The organism is Pseudomonas sp. JS3066 (assembly GCF_036328175.1).
Taxonomy (GTDB): Bacteria; Pseudomonadota; Gammaproteobacteria; order Pseudomonadales; family Pseudomonadaceae; genus Metapseudomonas.
Map to the genome: position 1 here is coordinate 4,655,071 of NZ_CP143312.1, position 14,767 is coordinate 4,669,837.

Sequence of the window (14,767 nt, forward strand, 5' to 3'; positions counted from 1 at the left end):
AACTTGCCTTACTTCTGCTCCGGAGCCTGCGGCACATCACCCGATTGGGTAGCTGGCTTCTGCTCTTCGAGCACCGGCACATCATCAGCTGCCGGCTTAGCGGGCTGAACTTCGAGGGCCGCCGGATCTGGCAGACCTACATTGCTCAGCGCCTCAGCCTTTTCCTTAGCGAAGAACGCTAAACCCAGGCTGGTAATGAAAAAAACCGCGGCGAGTATAGCAGTAACTCGACTCAAAAAGGTAGCGGAACCTTGGCTTCCGAATACGGTTGCCGAAGCACCGGAGCCAAAAGAGGCACCAGCATCCGCGCCCTTGCCCTGCTGAACCAGCACCAGACCAACAACGCCCAGCGCGACCAGCAAGTGCACCACAATTACGACAGTTTCCAGCATCTCGTCAGCTTCCTGCGGCGCGACAGATCGCACCGAACTCATCCGCATTCAGGGAGGCTCCACCAACCAGCCCCCCATCGATATCCGGCATGCCGAACAAGTCGGCCGCACTGGCCGCCTTCACACTGCCGCCGTACAGAATTCGTACGCCGCGAGCAACCTCAGCATTCTCCGCCGACAGTTGCGAGCGAATCGCCGCATGAACCTCTTGCGCTTGCTGCGGCGAAGCTGTCAGCCCCGTACCAATGGCCCAAACCGGCTCATAGGCAATTACCGCTTGCGCAAATGCGCCCACACCAAGCTCTTCGATCACGCTACCCAACTGACGCCCGACAACATCGAGCGTCTTGCCGGCTTCGCGCTGCTCCCGAGTTTCACCGACGCACAGCACCGGGATCAGACCACAGGATTGAGCAGCAGCGAACTTGCGACTCACGACTTCGTCGCTTTCGCCCAAAATCAGGCGACGCTCCGAATGACCGACCAGAACCAGACTGCAACCCACGTCCGCCAACTGGCTTGCCGCGATCTCTCCGGTGAGGGCTCCCTGCACCGGCTCCACCGCACAATTCTGGGCACCTACGACAATCGACTTGCCGTCCAGGCCTTGAATGACCTGATTGATGTACAGACAGGGCGGCATTACCGCGACTTCGACTCCAGTAGGCAAGGCCAATTGGCGCAAGCCTTTGATCAGCTCTGCGACGCTGGCGCGGGTACCGTGCATTTTCCAGTTACCGGCTACCAGAGGTCGGCGCATGCTTTATCTCGTCGATCAAAGTGGGCGCAGATGTTACCCAAGAGATTTTCAACAAGCAAGCGAAATCAAGCACATACCTCTGTCACGACTTTTGCCAGTTCCTCGGCGTAGCCGCGCACCAGCTTTTCGTCGTCGCCCTCGACCATCACGCGCACGAGCGGCTCGGTACCGGACTTGCGCAGAAGCACACGCCCCCGCCCTGCCATCTGGGTAGTAACGCGGGCAGACGCATCCTTCACGGCCGGATGATTGACCGGATCCACGTCGCCGCCTGCGTAGCGAACGTTGATCAGCACCTGCGGGCACTTGCGCATGCCCTGGCGAGCTTCGGCGAGAGATTGACCGCTGCGCTGCAAAGCCAGCAGGACCTGGAGGGCGGAAACGATGGCGTCACCCGTGGTAGTGAAATGGCTACAGACGATATGGCCGGAATTCTCGCCACCCAGCGTCCAGCCATTGGCCTGCAGTTCACTCATCACGTAGCGATCGCCGACTTTGGCACGTACGAATGGAATCTCGAGCTCCTTGAAGGCCAGTTCAAGGCCCAGGTTGCTCATCAGGGTACCGACAACCCCCCCGTTCAGCCTGTCTCGGGCATGCAGGTCACGGGCGATCAGATAGATCAGTTCGTCGCCATCGACTACCGCACCAGTGTGATCGACCATCAGGACGCGGTCGCCATCTCCATCGAAGGCAATACCGATGTCCGCATTCTGCTCGACGACCGCCGCCTGCAGGCTGGCCATATGAGTGGAACCGCAATCGTCATTGATATTGAGACCGTTGGGCTGCGCGGCCAGCACGCTGACTTGTGCTCCCAGTTCGCGAAACACGTTGGGTGCGACCTTATACGTAGCACCATGAGCGCAATCCACCACCATCTTTAGGCCAGCAAAATCGGTACTGATCGGGGTAGTGCTCTTGCAGAATTCGATGTAGCGGCCGGCGGCGTCGTTGATGCGGGATACCTTGCCCAATTGAGCCGAGTCCACCACGGTCATCGGCTGGTCAAGCAACTCCTCGATCATCAACTCAACTTCATCCGAGAGCTTGGTCCCCTTGCCCGAGAAGAACTTGATGCCATTGTCGTGATGCGGGTTGTGCGAGGCACTGATGACAATGCCCGCATCCGCCAGGAAGGTGCGGGTCAGGTAGGCGATAGCTGGAGTCGGCATGGGACCGAGGAGCATCACATCCGCGCCGGCAGCCAGCAGGCCGGCCTCGAGAGCGGACTCGAACATGTAGCCGGAAATCCGAGTGTCCTTGCCGATCAGGATGCGGCACTTACCCTGCTTGCGGAACGCCATACCGGCGGCCCAGCCAAGCTTGAGCATGAATTCCGGAGTAATCGGGAACTGCCCGACGTGGCCACGAATACCGTCGGTGCCAAAATACTTTCTGCTCATTAGGTGCTCCGTATTGTCTTATTCCGCCGCTTGTACCGCGGCTATCATGCGTACTGCGTCAACGGTCTCCGCGACATCGTGTACGCGCACGATGCGCGCACCCTTGGCCACGGCGAGGGCGGCCAAGGCGAGGCTGCCCGGGAGACGTTGCTGAACTTCTCGCCCCAGCGTCTGACCAATCATGCTTTTGCGCGAAACGCCAACCAGCAACGGGCGCCCGAGCTCATGCAGGACCTCCAGATGCTTGAACAGACTGAGGTTGTGCGCCAACGTCTTGGCGAAGCCGAAGCCTGGATCCAGGACTATCCGATCCTCCGAGATGCCCGCAACCACGCATGCCCGTACGCGCTCGGAAAGGAACTCGCCGACTTCGCGAACAACATCGCCATAATGCGGATCCTGCTGCATGGTGCCCGGCTCGCCGAGCATGTGCATCAGACAGACCGCCAGACCGGTGTCTGCGGCGGCGTCCAGCGCGCCGTCACGGCGCAAGGAGCGCACATCATTGATCATGCCGGCGCCGAGGCGAGCACCTTCACGGATCACCGCGGGAGTGGACGTATCCAGAGAGATGACCACATCCAGTTCGCGGGCGATGACCTCGACCACGGGGGCTACGCGCTCAAGCTCCTCGGTTGGGGACACAGGTCGTGCCCCGGGGCGAGTCGACTCGCCGCCGACATCGATCAGGGTCGCGCCGGCAGCGACCATTTCCTCGGCATGGCGCAACGCCGCATCACGCGCATTGAAACGACCGCCATCGGAGAAGGAATCTGGAGTGACATTTAGGATGCCCATGACATGCGGCTGGGCCAAATCAAGAACCCGGCTGCCGCAAGGCAACCGGGTCGGGCACTGCACTGACTTCATCTACAGGCCTTAGTGTTCGCCAGCCGGCCCGCCGATGGGGGTTTCAGGGCGCTTGGTCTCCTCACGGGGAGCGGGAGTACCAGAAGTACCGGAACCACCCTGCCAATCCTTGGGTTCACGCACAGTGCGACCGGCCATGATGTCGTCGATCTGCTCGGAATCGATGGTTTCGTACTTCATCAAGGCTTCGGCCATGGCATCGAGCTTGTCACGATTCTCCGTCAGAAGGTTCTTCGCGGTGGTATAGCTCTCGTCGATAATCCGACGGACTTCCTGGTCGATCAGCTTGGCGGTTTCACCCGATACATTCGCGTGCTGTGCACCCGCGCTGCGACCAAGGAACACCTCGCCCTCTTCCTCTGCGTACATCAGCGGACCTAGCTTTTCGGACAGCCCCCACTTGGTGACCATGTTCCGAGCGATCTGAGTGGCACGCATGATGTCGTTAGAGGCCCCCGTAGTGACACCATCAAATCCGAGGGTCATTTCTTCGGCGATCCGGCCGCCGAACAGTGAGCAAATCTGACTGGTCAGCGCGCGCTTGGAGAGGCTGTAACGATCTTCCTCGGGGAGGAACATCGTCACGCCCAGAGCGCGCCCACGCGGAATGATCGACACTTTGTAGACAGGATCATGCTCCGGTACCAGGCGCCCAACGATGGCGTGGCCCGCCTCGTGGAACGCGGTATTCAGTTTTTCCTTCTCGGACATCACCATGGACTTGCGCTCAGCGCCCATCATGATCTTGTCCTTGGCCAATTCGAACTCTTTCATTTCGACGAGGCGCTTATTGACGCGAGCGGCGAACAGAGAGGCTTCGTTGACCAGGTTGGCCAGGTCCGCACCGGAGAAACCTGGGGTACCACGCGCGATGACGCCAGCATCTACGTCGTCGCCCATGGGCACCTTGCGCATATGCACCTTGAGGATCTGCTCGCGCCCACGGATATCCGGCAGGCCCACGACCACCTGACGGTCGAAGCGGCCAGGACGCAGCAGAGCCGGGTCCAGCACATCAGGACGGTTAGTGGCGGCGATCACGATGATGCCGTCATTCATCTCGAAGCCATCCATCTCCACCAGCAACTGGTTGAGAGTCTGCTCACGCTCGTCGTGACCACCACCCAGTCCGGCACCACGATGGCGACCAACAGCGTCGATCTCGTCGATGAAGATAATGCACGGGGCGTGTTTCTTGGCTTGATCGAACATGTCGCGGACGCGAGACGCACCCACACCGACGAACATCTCGACGAAGTCGGAACCGGAAATGGTGAAGAACGGAACCTTTGCTTCACCCGCGATGGCCTTGGCCAGCAGGGTCTTGCCGGTACCGGGCGGGCCGACCATCAGCACGCCGCGCGGGATGCGGCCACCCAGGCGCTGGAACTTGCCAGGATCACGCAGGAACTCAACCAGCTCGCTGACTTCCTCCTTCGCTTCATCGCAACCGGCGACGTCGGCGAAGGTGGTCTTGACCTGATCTTCCGAGAGCAGGCGCGCCTTGCTCTTGCCAAAGCTCATCGGGCCGCCGCGACCACCGCCGCCGCCCTGCATCTGGCGCATGAAGAACATGAAGACCGCAATGATCACCAGAATCGGGAAACTGGCTACCAGCAGTTGAGTCCAGATGCTCTGCTGCTCAGGCTGCTTGCCTTCGATGATCACGTTGTTGTCGATCAGGTCGCCGATCAGGCCACCGTCCTGAATCGCCGGACGAATGGTCTTGAAGGGCTCGCCATCATTGCGCTTGCCGGTGATGACGAAGCCATCGACGGTTACTCGCTCGACCTTGCCTTCCTTAACCTGCTCGATGAATTCCGAGTAGTTAAGCGTCTGCGGTTCGCTCGGGCTGGAGAAATTGTTCATCACCGTGACTAGCACGGCGGCGATGATTAGCCACAGGATCAGATTTTTTGCCATATCGTTCAATTAGCTACCCTCTGGAACGGGCTCCTTCCTGGAGCGCAGCCCGCATGACGGCTGGTGATTAATCGGCCTAACTTACTACACAACCCCTACCCCTGGCAGGCGCCGTCTGTAACCCTTTATGAGACCTCGCGGCCTCCCTGCTATATCCAGCTCCTGCAGAGGGGAACCGATTGGTCAGGTTCCCGTTGCAGTCTATTCCCCACGGAAGCCACGCGCGAGCAGGTATTGCTCCCGGGAGCGGTCACGCGACGAAAGCGGCTTGCGCATCTGCACCTTGTCGAACATCTCGCGCACCTGCTTGTGGTAGACGTCGAAACCTTCGCCCTGGAAGATCTTGATCAAAAAATCGCCACCCGGGCGCAAAGCACGGCCGGCCAGATCCAGCGCCAACTCACAGAGGTGCATTGCACGCGGCTGATCACTAGCCCTTACCCCACTCATATTGGGGGCCATATCGGAAATCACAAGGTCTACCGGGTTTTCACCGATCGCCTCGAGGATGCGTGCGAAGACTTCATCATCAGTGAAGTCGCCCTGAATAAACGTCACATCAGGAATGCTATCCATCTCCAGGATGTCGGAGGCGATCAATCGACCGCGATCACCTATCACACGGCTAGTCACCTGGGACCAGCCGCCCGGCGCAGCACCGAGGTCAACGACTGTCATGCCAGGCCGCAGGATGCGGTCCTTTTCCTGGATTTCGAGCAATTTGTAGCTGGCACGGGAACGATAACCGTCCTTCTGAGCCATTTTGACGTACGGGTCGTCGATATGTCTTTGCAGCCATCGCTGGCTACTCTTGGAACGGGCCACGGGATACCTCGTGTTCGGCTGTGCGCCCCGGAATCACTCGGGTAAACTAGCAGCCTTTTTTCGCAGGGGTTTGATTATGGCGCTCTCACAGGAGCACAAGAAGCAATACAAATCTATCGGTCATCACCTGAAACCGGTATTGACGGTGGCCGAGAACGGTCTGACCGAAGGTGTGCTGGCCGAACTGGAGCGCGCACTGAACGATCATGAGTTGATCAAGGTTCAGTTCCGCATCACTGAGCGTGATGACCGCCGTGCCCTGATCGACGAGCTCTGCGCCGCCGGTAACTGCGAACTGGTCCAGGTCATCGGCAAGATGGCGTTGGTCTATCGCCGCAACCCCAAGCCGAACCGCAACCTCTCCAACATCAGCCGCTTCAGCGGGCTCTGATTCCCTCACCAAGGGCGCGCGCTCAGCGCGCCCGGTCCTCCGCCATCTTCACTGGCAAAGGCTGGATTACCAGCAGCAGGCCGCAGAAGGCCAGCGACAAATAGCTGAAGTTCAGCCAGTAAGCCGCCTCCGGCCTCCAGAAGCGCACGAGCAGAAACACCGCTACCAGAGCCAGTACAGCTGCGAGCAATTGCGCGCGGGCATCACGCCAGAGACGCGCAAGCCCCGCATGCTGAATCAGCAGCAGGGCCTGGAGCAACGCGCAAAATCCGGCAAAGGCTACAAGCAGGGGGCGCAGACCAGCCGCCACTTCATCGACCAGCATTGGCGCAAGACCAATCTGGCCGAGCGCCGGAAGCATGACGAAGTGCAGCAGCCAGAGGCCACCAACCCAGAAAGTCTGGGCCAACTGCCAGGCAATGGCGCCGGCCCGGAAACGCTTAGACGTGACGGACTTCGACAATCTCGTACTCGACGATACCGCTCGGAGTCTTGACGGTCACCACGTCCCCTTCTTCCTTACCCACCAGGGCGCGAGCGATGGGAGAGCTCACCGACAGTTTGCCTTTCTTAATGTCGGCTTCGTCGTCACCAACGATCTGGTAGGTAACGGCTTCGTCGGTTTCGACGTTGGCAATATCCACCGTGGTGCCGAAAATCACCTTGCCGGTATGGGCGATGCTGGTGACATCGATAACCACCGAATTCTGCAGACGGCCTTCGATATCACGGATACGCGCCTCGACCATGCCCTGCTGCTCGCGCGCCGCATGATATTCAGCGTTTTCCTTGAGATCACCCAGTTCACGCGCTTCGCCGATGGCTTGACTCAGTTGCGGGCGCATTACTTTGGTCAGATGAGCCAGCTCCTCTTCCAGGGCGCGAGCGCCCTGGACAGTCATGGGGTACTTATTCATGCCTTGATTCCTGCATGGAGATCCTGCAAGCGACGCACGGTCTTCTCGGGACCGAATTTGAGCGCCTCACAGATCGCCTGACCAGCCGCGATGGTGGTGGTGCAGTAGATCTTGTGCTGCAGGGCGTTACGACGGATCGAGTAGGAGTCAGCAATGGACTGACGCCCCTCAGTGGTGTTGATGATGAGGGTAACCTCATCGTTCTTGATCATGTCAACGACATGAGGACGGCCTTCCGTCACCTTGTTCACGCGACGGACCGGCAGACCAGCCGCCTCGATCACCTTGGCGGTACCGGAGGTGGCGACCACCTCGAAGCCCAGATCGATCAGATCGCGCGCGACCTGGGTGACCATCGGCTTGTCGTCTTCGCGCACGCTGATGAACACGGTGCCGGAGTTCGGCAGGATCTCGCTGGCACCCAGCTGGGCCTTGGAGAAGGCCTCGCCGAAGGTGTCACCGACACCCATCACTTCACCGGTGGACTTCATTTCCGGGCCGAGGATCGGGTCGACGCCCGGGAACTTGGCGAACGGGAACACCGCTTCCTTGACGCTGAAGAACGGCGGGATGATTTCCTTGGTGAAACCGATTTCCTTGAGGCTCTTGCCAGCCATTACGCGGGCAGCGACCTTGGCCAGCGATTCGCCGATGCATTTGGAGACGAACGGCACGGTACGGGACGCGCGCGGGTTGACCTCGATGACGTAGATGTCTTCGCCCTGCACGGCCATCTGCACGTTCATCAGGCCGACCACGCCGAGTTCCAGGGCCATTTTCTTGACCTGGTCACGGATCTCGTCCTGGATGTGCTGCGGCAACGAATACGGCGGCAACGAGCAGGCGGAGTCACCGGAGTGCACGCCAGCCTGTTCGATGTGCTGCATGATCGCGCCAATTACGACGGTTTCGCCGTCGCAGACTGCATCGATGTCAACTTCGATGGCGCAGTTGAGGAAGCGATCGAGCAGCACCGGGCTGTCGTTGGACACCTTCACCGCTTCGCGCATGTAGCGCTTGAGCTCTTCTTCCTGGTAGACGATTTCCATCGCGCGACCGCCCAGTACGTAGGACGGACGCACCACCATCGGGTAGCCGATGCCCTTCGAAAGGGCCAGGGCTTCGTCTTCGCTGCGGGCGGTGGCGTTGGCCGGCTGGCGCAGGTTCAGGCGCTGCACCATCTGCTGGAAGCGCTCGCGGTCTTCGGCGCGGTCGATCGCGTCGGGGCTGGTACCGATGATCGGCACACCGGCCTCTTCCAGCGCACGGCAGAGTTTCAGCGGAGTCTGGCCGCCGTACTGGACGATCACACCTTTCGGCTGCTCGACGCGGACGATTTCCAGCACGTCTTCCAGGGTGACCGGCTCGAAGTACAGGCGGTCGGAAGTGTCGTAGTCGGTGGAAACGGTTTCCGGGTTGCAGTTGACCATGATGGTCTCGTAGCCGTCTTCGCGCATCGCCAGCGCCGCGTGCACGCAGCAGTAGTCGAACTCGATGCCCTGGCCAATACGGTTGGGGCCGCCACCGAGGATCATGATCTTGTCGCGGGTAGACGGATTGGCCTCGCACTCTTCCTCGTAGGTCGAGTACATGTAGGCAGTGTCGGTGGCGAATTCAGCGGCGCAGGTATCCACGCGCTTGAATACCGGCAGCACCTTCAGCTTGTGACGATGGCTGCGCAGATTCTTCTCGGTGACGCCGAGCAGCTTGGCCAGGCGAGAGTCGGAGAAGCCTTTGCGCTTGAGCTTGCGCATCAGGTCGGCATCGATGCCGGACAGACCGAGGGTCTTGACCTTCTCTTCGTCCTTCACGAGGTCCTCGATCTGTACCAGGAACCACTCGTCGATACGGGTAAGGTCGAAGACTTCTTCGATGGTCTTGCCGGCACGGAAGGCGTCAGCCACGTACCAGATACGCTCGGCGCCCGGCACGGTCAGCTCACGCTTCAGGATGCCTTCGGCTTCCGGGTCGTTCAGGTCCAGCTTGGGATCGAAGCCGGCAACGCCCACTTCCAGGCCGCGCAGGGCTTTCTGCACGGACTCCTGGAAAGTACGACCGATGGCCATGACTTCGCCCACGGATTTCATCTGGGTGGTGAGGCGGGCGTCCGCTTTCGGGAATTTCTCGAAGGCGAAGCGCGGAACCTTGGTCACGACATAGTCGATTGCCGGCTCGAAGGACGCCGGGGTACGACCGCCGGTGATGTCGTTCTGCAGCTCGTCGAGGGTGTAACCGACAGCCAGCTTGGCGGCGATCTTGGCGATCGGGAAGCCAGTGGCCTTCGAAGCCAGGGCCGAGGAGCGCGATACGCGCGGGTTCATCTCGATCACGACCATACGGCCGGTGTCCGGGCAGATGCCGAACTGCACGTTGGAACCGCCGGTCTCGACGCCGATCTCACGCAGCACCGCCAGGGAGGCGTTGCGCATGATCTGGTATTCCTTGTCGGTCAGGGTCTGGGCCGGGGCTACGGTGATGGAGTCACCGGTGTGCACGCCCATCGGGTCGAAGTTCTCGATGGAGCAGACGATGATGCAGTTGTCCTTCTTGTCGCGGACAACCTCCATCTCGTATTCCTTCCAGCCGATCAGGGATTCGTCGATCAGCAGCTCGTTGGTAGGCGACAGGTCCAGGCCACGGGCGCAGATCTCCTCGAACTCCTCGCGGTTATAGGCGATGCCGCCACCGGTGCCGCCCATGGTGAAGGACGGACGGATGATGCAGGGGAATCCGACTTGCTCCAGCACGCCGTAGGCTTCTTCCATGCTGTGGGCGATACCCGAGCGCGGGCAGGCCAGGCCGATGTCCTTCATGGCCCTGTCGAAGCGCGAACGATCCTCGGCCTTGTCGATGGTATCGGCGTTGGCACCGATCATTTCCACGCCGAACTTTTCGAGCACGCCATGGCGTTCCAGGTCGAGGGCGCAGTTCAGCGCGGTCTGGCCGCCCATGGTGGGCAGCAGCGCGTCAGGACGCTCCTTCTCGATGATCTTGGCGACGGTCGCCCACTTGATCGGCTCGATGTAGGTGGCGTCGGCCATGGCCGGGTCGGTCATGATGGTGGCCGGGTTGGAGTTCACCAGGATGACGCGGAAGCCTTCTTCCTTCAGGGCCTTGCAGGCCTGAGCGCCGGAATAGTCGAACTCGCAGGCCTGGCCGATCACGATGGGGCCGGCACCGAGGATCAGGATGCTCTTGATGTCTGTACGCTTGGGCATGGGACTCTCGTTGCAATAATCAGGACAGGGTTGCGGTCGCCAGCTTCACGCCAAAGCCGACGAACAGGGCGCCGACGCCGCTCGAGGCGCCGGCAGCCAGCCGTTGCCGCCGGCGGAACCAGGCCGCCAGGCGTACACCGGAGAAAATCAGGAAACTCAAGTACAGGGCGCTGATGACTTCGAGGATTGCGCCCAGCACTAGGAACGACACTCCGGGGTAGGCGTATCCCGGATCGACGAACTGGATGAAGAAGGACACAAAGAAGAGGATCGCCTTGGGGTTGGACAAGCTCAGCAGCAGCGCCTTGCGGAACGGCTGGTTGACGTCCATGTCCTTCGCCGGAGCGGCTTGCTCGATCGGCTGGCGCAACTTCTGCCAGCCACCCCGGAGCATGCCGACGCCCAGATAGAACAGGTAGGCGGCGCCGACGTACTTCAGGCCGAGGAATAGCATCGGTTCGGCCTTGAGCAGCGAGGCGATTCCCAGTGCCGACAGCAGCATGAGGATCGCATCGCCGAGGAACACCGCACTGGCCGCCCGGTAGCCGGCGGCCACGCCGCGCTGGGCGGCAGTGGCGAGCACGAACAGCGAGTTCGGCCCAGGCAGCAGGACGATGAACAGCGTCCCCAGGACGTAGGTCCAGAGGTCGGTGATCCCCAGGGTCGGCATCATCTTCGCAAGCCCCTCAACGGTCTCAGCGACGCTCGGCCATCGCCGCGATGAAGCGGTCGAACAGCGGAGCCACGTCGTGCGGACCAGGGCTGGCTTCCGGGTGACCCTGGAAGCTGAAGGCGACCTTGTCGGTGCGCTCGATGCCCTGCAGGGTGCCGTCGAACAGCGACTTGTGGGTTGCGCGCAGGTTGGCCGGCAGGGTCGACTCGTCTACAGCGAAACCATGGTTCTGACTGGTGATCATCACCACGCTGGAGTCCAGGTCCTGTACCGGGTGGTTGGCGCCATGGTGGCCATGGCCCATCTTCACGGTTTTGGCGCCGGAGGCCAGCGCCAGCAATTGGTGGCCGAGGCAGATGCCGAACACCGGAATCTCGGTATCGAGGAACTCGCGAATTGCCTGGATGGCGTAATCGCACGGCTCGGGGTCGCCAGGTCCGTTGGAGAGGAAGATGCCGTCCGGATTCAACGCCAGAACTTCGCTGGCCGGAGTCTGCGCGGGCACCACGGTCAGGCGGCAGCCACGGGCTACCAGCATTCGCAGGATGTTCAGCTTGACGCCGAAATCGTAGGCCACCACGTGGTAAGGCAGCTCGCTGGCAGCGATTTCCGGATGGCTGTCGGTTTCCAGGTTCCACACGCTGGAGCGCCACTCATAGCGTTCCTCGCAGGACACCACCTTGGCCAAGTCCATGCCTTTCAGGCCCGGGAAACTGCGAGCCAGCTCCAGCGCTTTCTCTTCGGTGGCGTCGGCGCCAGCGAGGATGCAGCCGTTCTGCGAGCCCTTTTCACGCAGGATGCGGGTCAGGCGGCGGGTATCGATGCCGGCAATGGCGACGGTACCGTTCTCTTTCAGGTAATCCGGCAGCGACTGCTTGTTACGCCAGTTGCTGGCCAGCAGCGGCAGGTCGCGGATGATGAGGCCGGCGGCCCATACACGGTCAGCCTCGGCGTCTTCCGGCGTGGTGCCGGTGTTGCCGATGTGCGGATAGGTCAGGGTAACGATTTGCTGGGCATAGGAAGGATCGGTAAGGATTTCCTGATAGCCGGTCATGGCAGTGTTGAACACTACCTCGCCGATGGTATGGCCATCGGCCCCAATGGCTTCGCCGCGAAAAATGCTGCCGTCGGCAAGCGCGAGTATGGCTGGCTTAATCAAGAAGACCTCCCGTAGATCAAGGCTGAAGCAAACGCAGGTTGTAAAAAAGCGGGATGACGTTGTTACCGTCACCCCGCTTTTTTATCTGAGCCATTTCTGCGTAACTTTTAGTGGACACACTAAAGCTGCAGTTTATAGGAATGCGTCATTTCGGTCCACCCGAAAGACATCCCGATTAGCGACTCAGCGGAGACCGAGCACATCCTGCATGTCATACAGACCCGCTTCCTGGCCTTCCAGCCAGAGTGCGGCACGCACTGCACCGCGGGCAAAGGTCATGCGACTGGAAGCCTTGTGGGTGATCTCCACCCGCTCACCTTCGGCCGCGAACAGCACAGTGTGATCACCTACGACATCACCAGCGCGCACGGTGGCGAATCCGATGGTCTCGCGAGCGCGGGCGCCAGTCTGACCTTCACGACCGTAGACAGCGACCTTGGACAGATCGCGACCGAGCGCATCGGCAACCACTTCACCCATGCGAAGTGCGGTACCGGATGGCGCATCCACCTTGTGACGGTGGTGGGCCTCGATGATCTCGATGTCGACCTCGTCCCCCAGGACGCGGGCGGCGGTATCGAGCAGCTTGAGGCAGAGGTTCACACCGACACTGAAGTTGGCAGCGAAGACGATCGGAATCTCCGTGGCGGCAACCGCCAGCAGGGCTTTCTCGTCAGAGGAGAATCCCGTCGTGCCGATCACCATGGCCTTGCCCGCCTGACGGCAGACTTCCAGATTCTTCAAAGTCACCGATGGGTGGGTGAAGTCGATCAGCACGTCGAATTCGTCGACTACCTTGGCCAGATCACCCGACAGCGGCACGCCGATGCGGCCCAGCGCCGCCAGCTCGCCAGCGTCAGCGCCGACCAGGCTGCTGTCCGGACGATCGATGGCAGCCGTCAGGCCAGCGCCCTGCGCCTGCTGCACCGCTTCGATCAAATTCTTGCCCATGCGCCCAGCGGCGCCCATCACTGCAATACGTCGCATAAAAAGCTCCAAGCTGGAAGCCTGGAGCTGGAAATCGGGACAGGAGCAGTTCAACTCCAAGCGCCGACTTCCAGCTCGTCGTTAGAGATCGCCGAAGAAGCGCTTCATACCCTCGAACCAGCTACTGGCCTTGGGCGAATGGGAGCCATCGCTCTGCAGCGTCTTGCGGAACTCATCGAGCAGCTCGCGCTGGCGCTTGTCCAGGTTGACCGGCGTTTCCACCACAACCCGGCACATCAGGTCGCCAGCACCTCCACCACGCACCGGCGCTACGCCCTTGCCGCGCAGACGGAACAGCTTGCCGGTCTGGGTCGCTTCCGGAATCTTCAGTTTGACCCGGCCATCCAGGGTCGGCACCTCGAGCTCGCCCCCCAAGGCTGCGTCTGCGAAGCTGATCGGCACCTCGCAGTAGAGGTGCTTGCCATCACGCTGGAAGATCGGGTGCTCGCGCACGTTGACCACCACGTAGAGGTCGCCGGAAGGCCCACCAAGCGCACCAGCCTCGCCTTCGCCGGAAAGACGAATACGGTCACCGGTGTCGACGCCAGCAGGCACTTTCACCGACAGGGTCTTGTGTTCTTCCACGCGCCCCTGGCCGTGGCAACTGCCACACGGGTCGCTGATCATCTTGCCGCTGCCATGGCAGCGCGGGCAGGTCTGCTGCACCGAGAAGAAGCCCTGCTGCATGCGCACCTGGCCGATACCACCGCAGGTGGTACAGGTGACCGGACTGGTGCCCTTCTTGGCACCAGAGCCTTCGCAGGTCTTGCAATTGACCAGCGTCGGCACGCGGATGGTCACGGTAGTACCACGCACTGCTTCTTCCAGATCCAGTTCCAGGGTGTAGCGCAGGTCGCTGCCACGCTGTGGACCGCCACGCTGGCCACCACGCTGACCACCGAAGAAGTCACTGAACACATCGCCGAAGATGTCGGAGAAGCTGGCCCCACCAAAACCGGCACCGGCGCCTGCGCCCATCTGCGGATCGACACCGGCGTGGCCGTACTGGTCATACGCTGCGCGCTTGCTGGCATCGGAGAGAACTTCGTAGGCCTCGTTGGCCTCCTTGAACTGCTCCTCCGCAGCCTTGTCGCCCGGATTGCGGTCCGGGTGGAACTTCATGGCGAGACGGCGATAAGCCTTCTTCAGCTCCGCCTCGCTGGCGCCACGCTCGACACCAAGGATCTCGTAAAAGTCACGTTTAGCCATAGGTTTCCTGCACTCTCGAATTCACCAGCCCCAGACA

At 61.0% G+C, this 14,767-nt stretch carries 14 protein-coding genes; 1 reads left to right on the forward strand and 13 read right to left on the reverse strand.

Annotated elements, in window-relative coordinates:
• Positions 1–8: 8 nt before the first annotated feature.
• The 6 genes from secG to rlmE form a co-directional block, all read right to left on the reverse strand.
• The gene (gene secG / locus SA496_RS22030; RefSeq protein ID WP_077522865.1) at positions 9–392 is read right to left on the reverse strand and encodes a preprotein translocase subunit SecG; all 384 of its coding nucleotides are present in this window, start codon (positions 390–392) and stop codon (positions 9–11) included.
• Between the two features lie 4 nt (positions 393–396).
• Positions 397–1,152, reverse strand: coding sequence for a triose-phosphate isomerase (gene tpiA / locus SA496_RS22035; RefSeq protein ID WP_330114464.1), 756 nt, complete (start codon positions 1,150–1,152; stop codon positions 397–399).
• A gap of 65 nt (positions 1,153–1,217) precedes the next feature.
• Positions 1,218–2,558: a phosphoglucosamine mutase gene (gene glmM, locus SA496_RS22040; RefSeq protein ID WP_120654509.1), complete on the reverse strand. Its 1,341-nt coding sequence runs from the start codon at positions 2,556–2,558 to the stop codon at positions 1,218–1,220.
• A gap of 18 nt (positions 2,559–2,576) precedes the next feature.
• Positions 2,577–3,428 carry a dihydropteroate synthase gene (gene folP, locus SA496_RS22045; protein WP_120654508.1) on the reverse strand — a complete coding sequence of 284 codons (852 nt, stop codon included), beginning with the start codon at positions 3,426–3,428 and terminating at the stop codon, positions 2,577–2,579.
• Between the two features lie 9 nt (positions 3,429–3,437).
• On the reverse strand, positions 3,438–5,351 hold the full coding sequence (gene ftsH, locus SA496_RS22050) for an ATP-dependent zinc metalloprotease FtsH (RefSeq protein ID WP_120654507.1): 1,914 nt from the start codon (positions 5,349–5,351) through the stop codon (positions 3,438–3,440).
• Positions 5,352–5,552: 201 nt separating this feature from the next.
• Positions 5,553–6,176 (reverse strand): 23S rRNA (uridine(2552)-2'-O)-methyltransferase RlmE, encoded by a 624-nt coding sequence (rlmE, locus tag SA496_RS22055; RefSeq protein ID WP_120654506.1) that lies wholly within the window; start codon positions 6,174–6,176, stop codon positions 5,553–5,555.
• Between the two features lie 76 nt (positions 6,177–6,252).
• Here rlmE and SA496_RS22060 point away from each other — a divergent pair, with 76 nt between their 5' ends.
• On the forward strand, positions 6,253–6,567 hold the full coding sequence (locus tag SA496_RS22060) for a YhbY family RNA-binding protein (protein WP_120654505.1): 315 nt from the start codon (positions 6,253–6,255) through the stop codon (positions 6,565–6,567).
• Between the two features lie 22 nt (positions 6,568–6,589).
• Here SA496_RS22060 and SA496_RS22065 read toward each other — a convergent pair whose 3' ends face one another.
• From SA496_RS22065 to dnaJ, 7 genes are all read right to left on the reverse strand, one after another.
• Positions 6,590–7,030, reverse strand: coding sequence for a DUF4149 domain-containing protein (locus tag SA496_RS22065; RefSeq protein WP_120654504.1), 441 nt, complete (start codon positions 7,028–7,030; stop codon positions 6,590–6,592).
• Complete coding sequence (gene greA, locus SA496_RS22070; RefSeq protein ID WP_016494781.1) at positions 7,008–7,484, reverse strand: transcription elongation factor GreA; 477 nt, start codon at positions 7,482–7,484, stop codon at positions 7,008–7,010. The genes SA496_RS22065 and greA overlap by 23 nt, the downstream gene beginning before the upstream one ends.
• Positions 7,481–10,702 (reverse strand): carbamoyl-phosphate synthase large subunit, encoded by a 3,222-nt coding sequence (carB, locus tag SA496_RS22075; RefSeq protein WP_330114465.1) that lies wholly within the window; start codon positions 10,700–10,702, stop codon positions 7,481–7,483. Before carB ends, greA begins: the two co-directional genes overlap by 4 nt.
• 19 nt (positions 10,703–10,721) lie before the next feature.
• Positions 10,722–11,372, reverse strand: a complete 651-nt coding sequence (gene leuE / locus SA496_RS22080) for a leucine efflux protein LeuE (protein WP_120655349.1) — start codon at positions 11,370–11,372, stop codon at positions 10,722–10,724.
• A 25-nt stretch (positions 11,373–11,397) separates the two neighbouring features.
• Positions 11,398–12,534 (reverse strand): glutamine-hydrolyzing carbamoyl-phosphate synthase small subunit, encoded by a 1,137-nt coding sequence (carA, locus tag SA496_RS22085; RefSeq protein ID WP_120654502.1) that lies wholly within the window; start codon positions 12,532–12,534, stop codon positions 11,398–11,400.
• A 183-nt stretch (positions 12,535–12,717) separates the two neighbouring features.
• Complete coding sequence (gene dapB / locus SA496_RS22090; protein ID WP_330114466.1) at positions 12,718–13,521, reverse strand: 4-hydroxy-tetrahydrodipicolinate reductase; 804 nt, start codon at positions 13,519–13,521, stop codon at positions 12,718–12,720.
• 81 nt (positions 13,522–13,602) lie between these two features.
• Entirely contained in the window at positions 13,603–14,730 is a 1,128-nt protein-coding gene (gene dnaJ, locus SA496_RS22095; RefSeq protein WP_330114467.1) for a molecular chaperone DnaJ, read from the reverse strand.
• Positions 14,731–14,767: the final 37 nt, after the last annotated feature.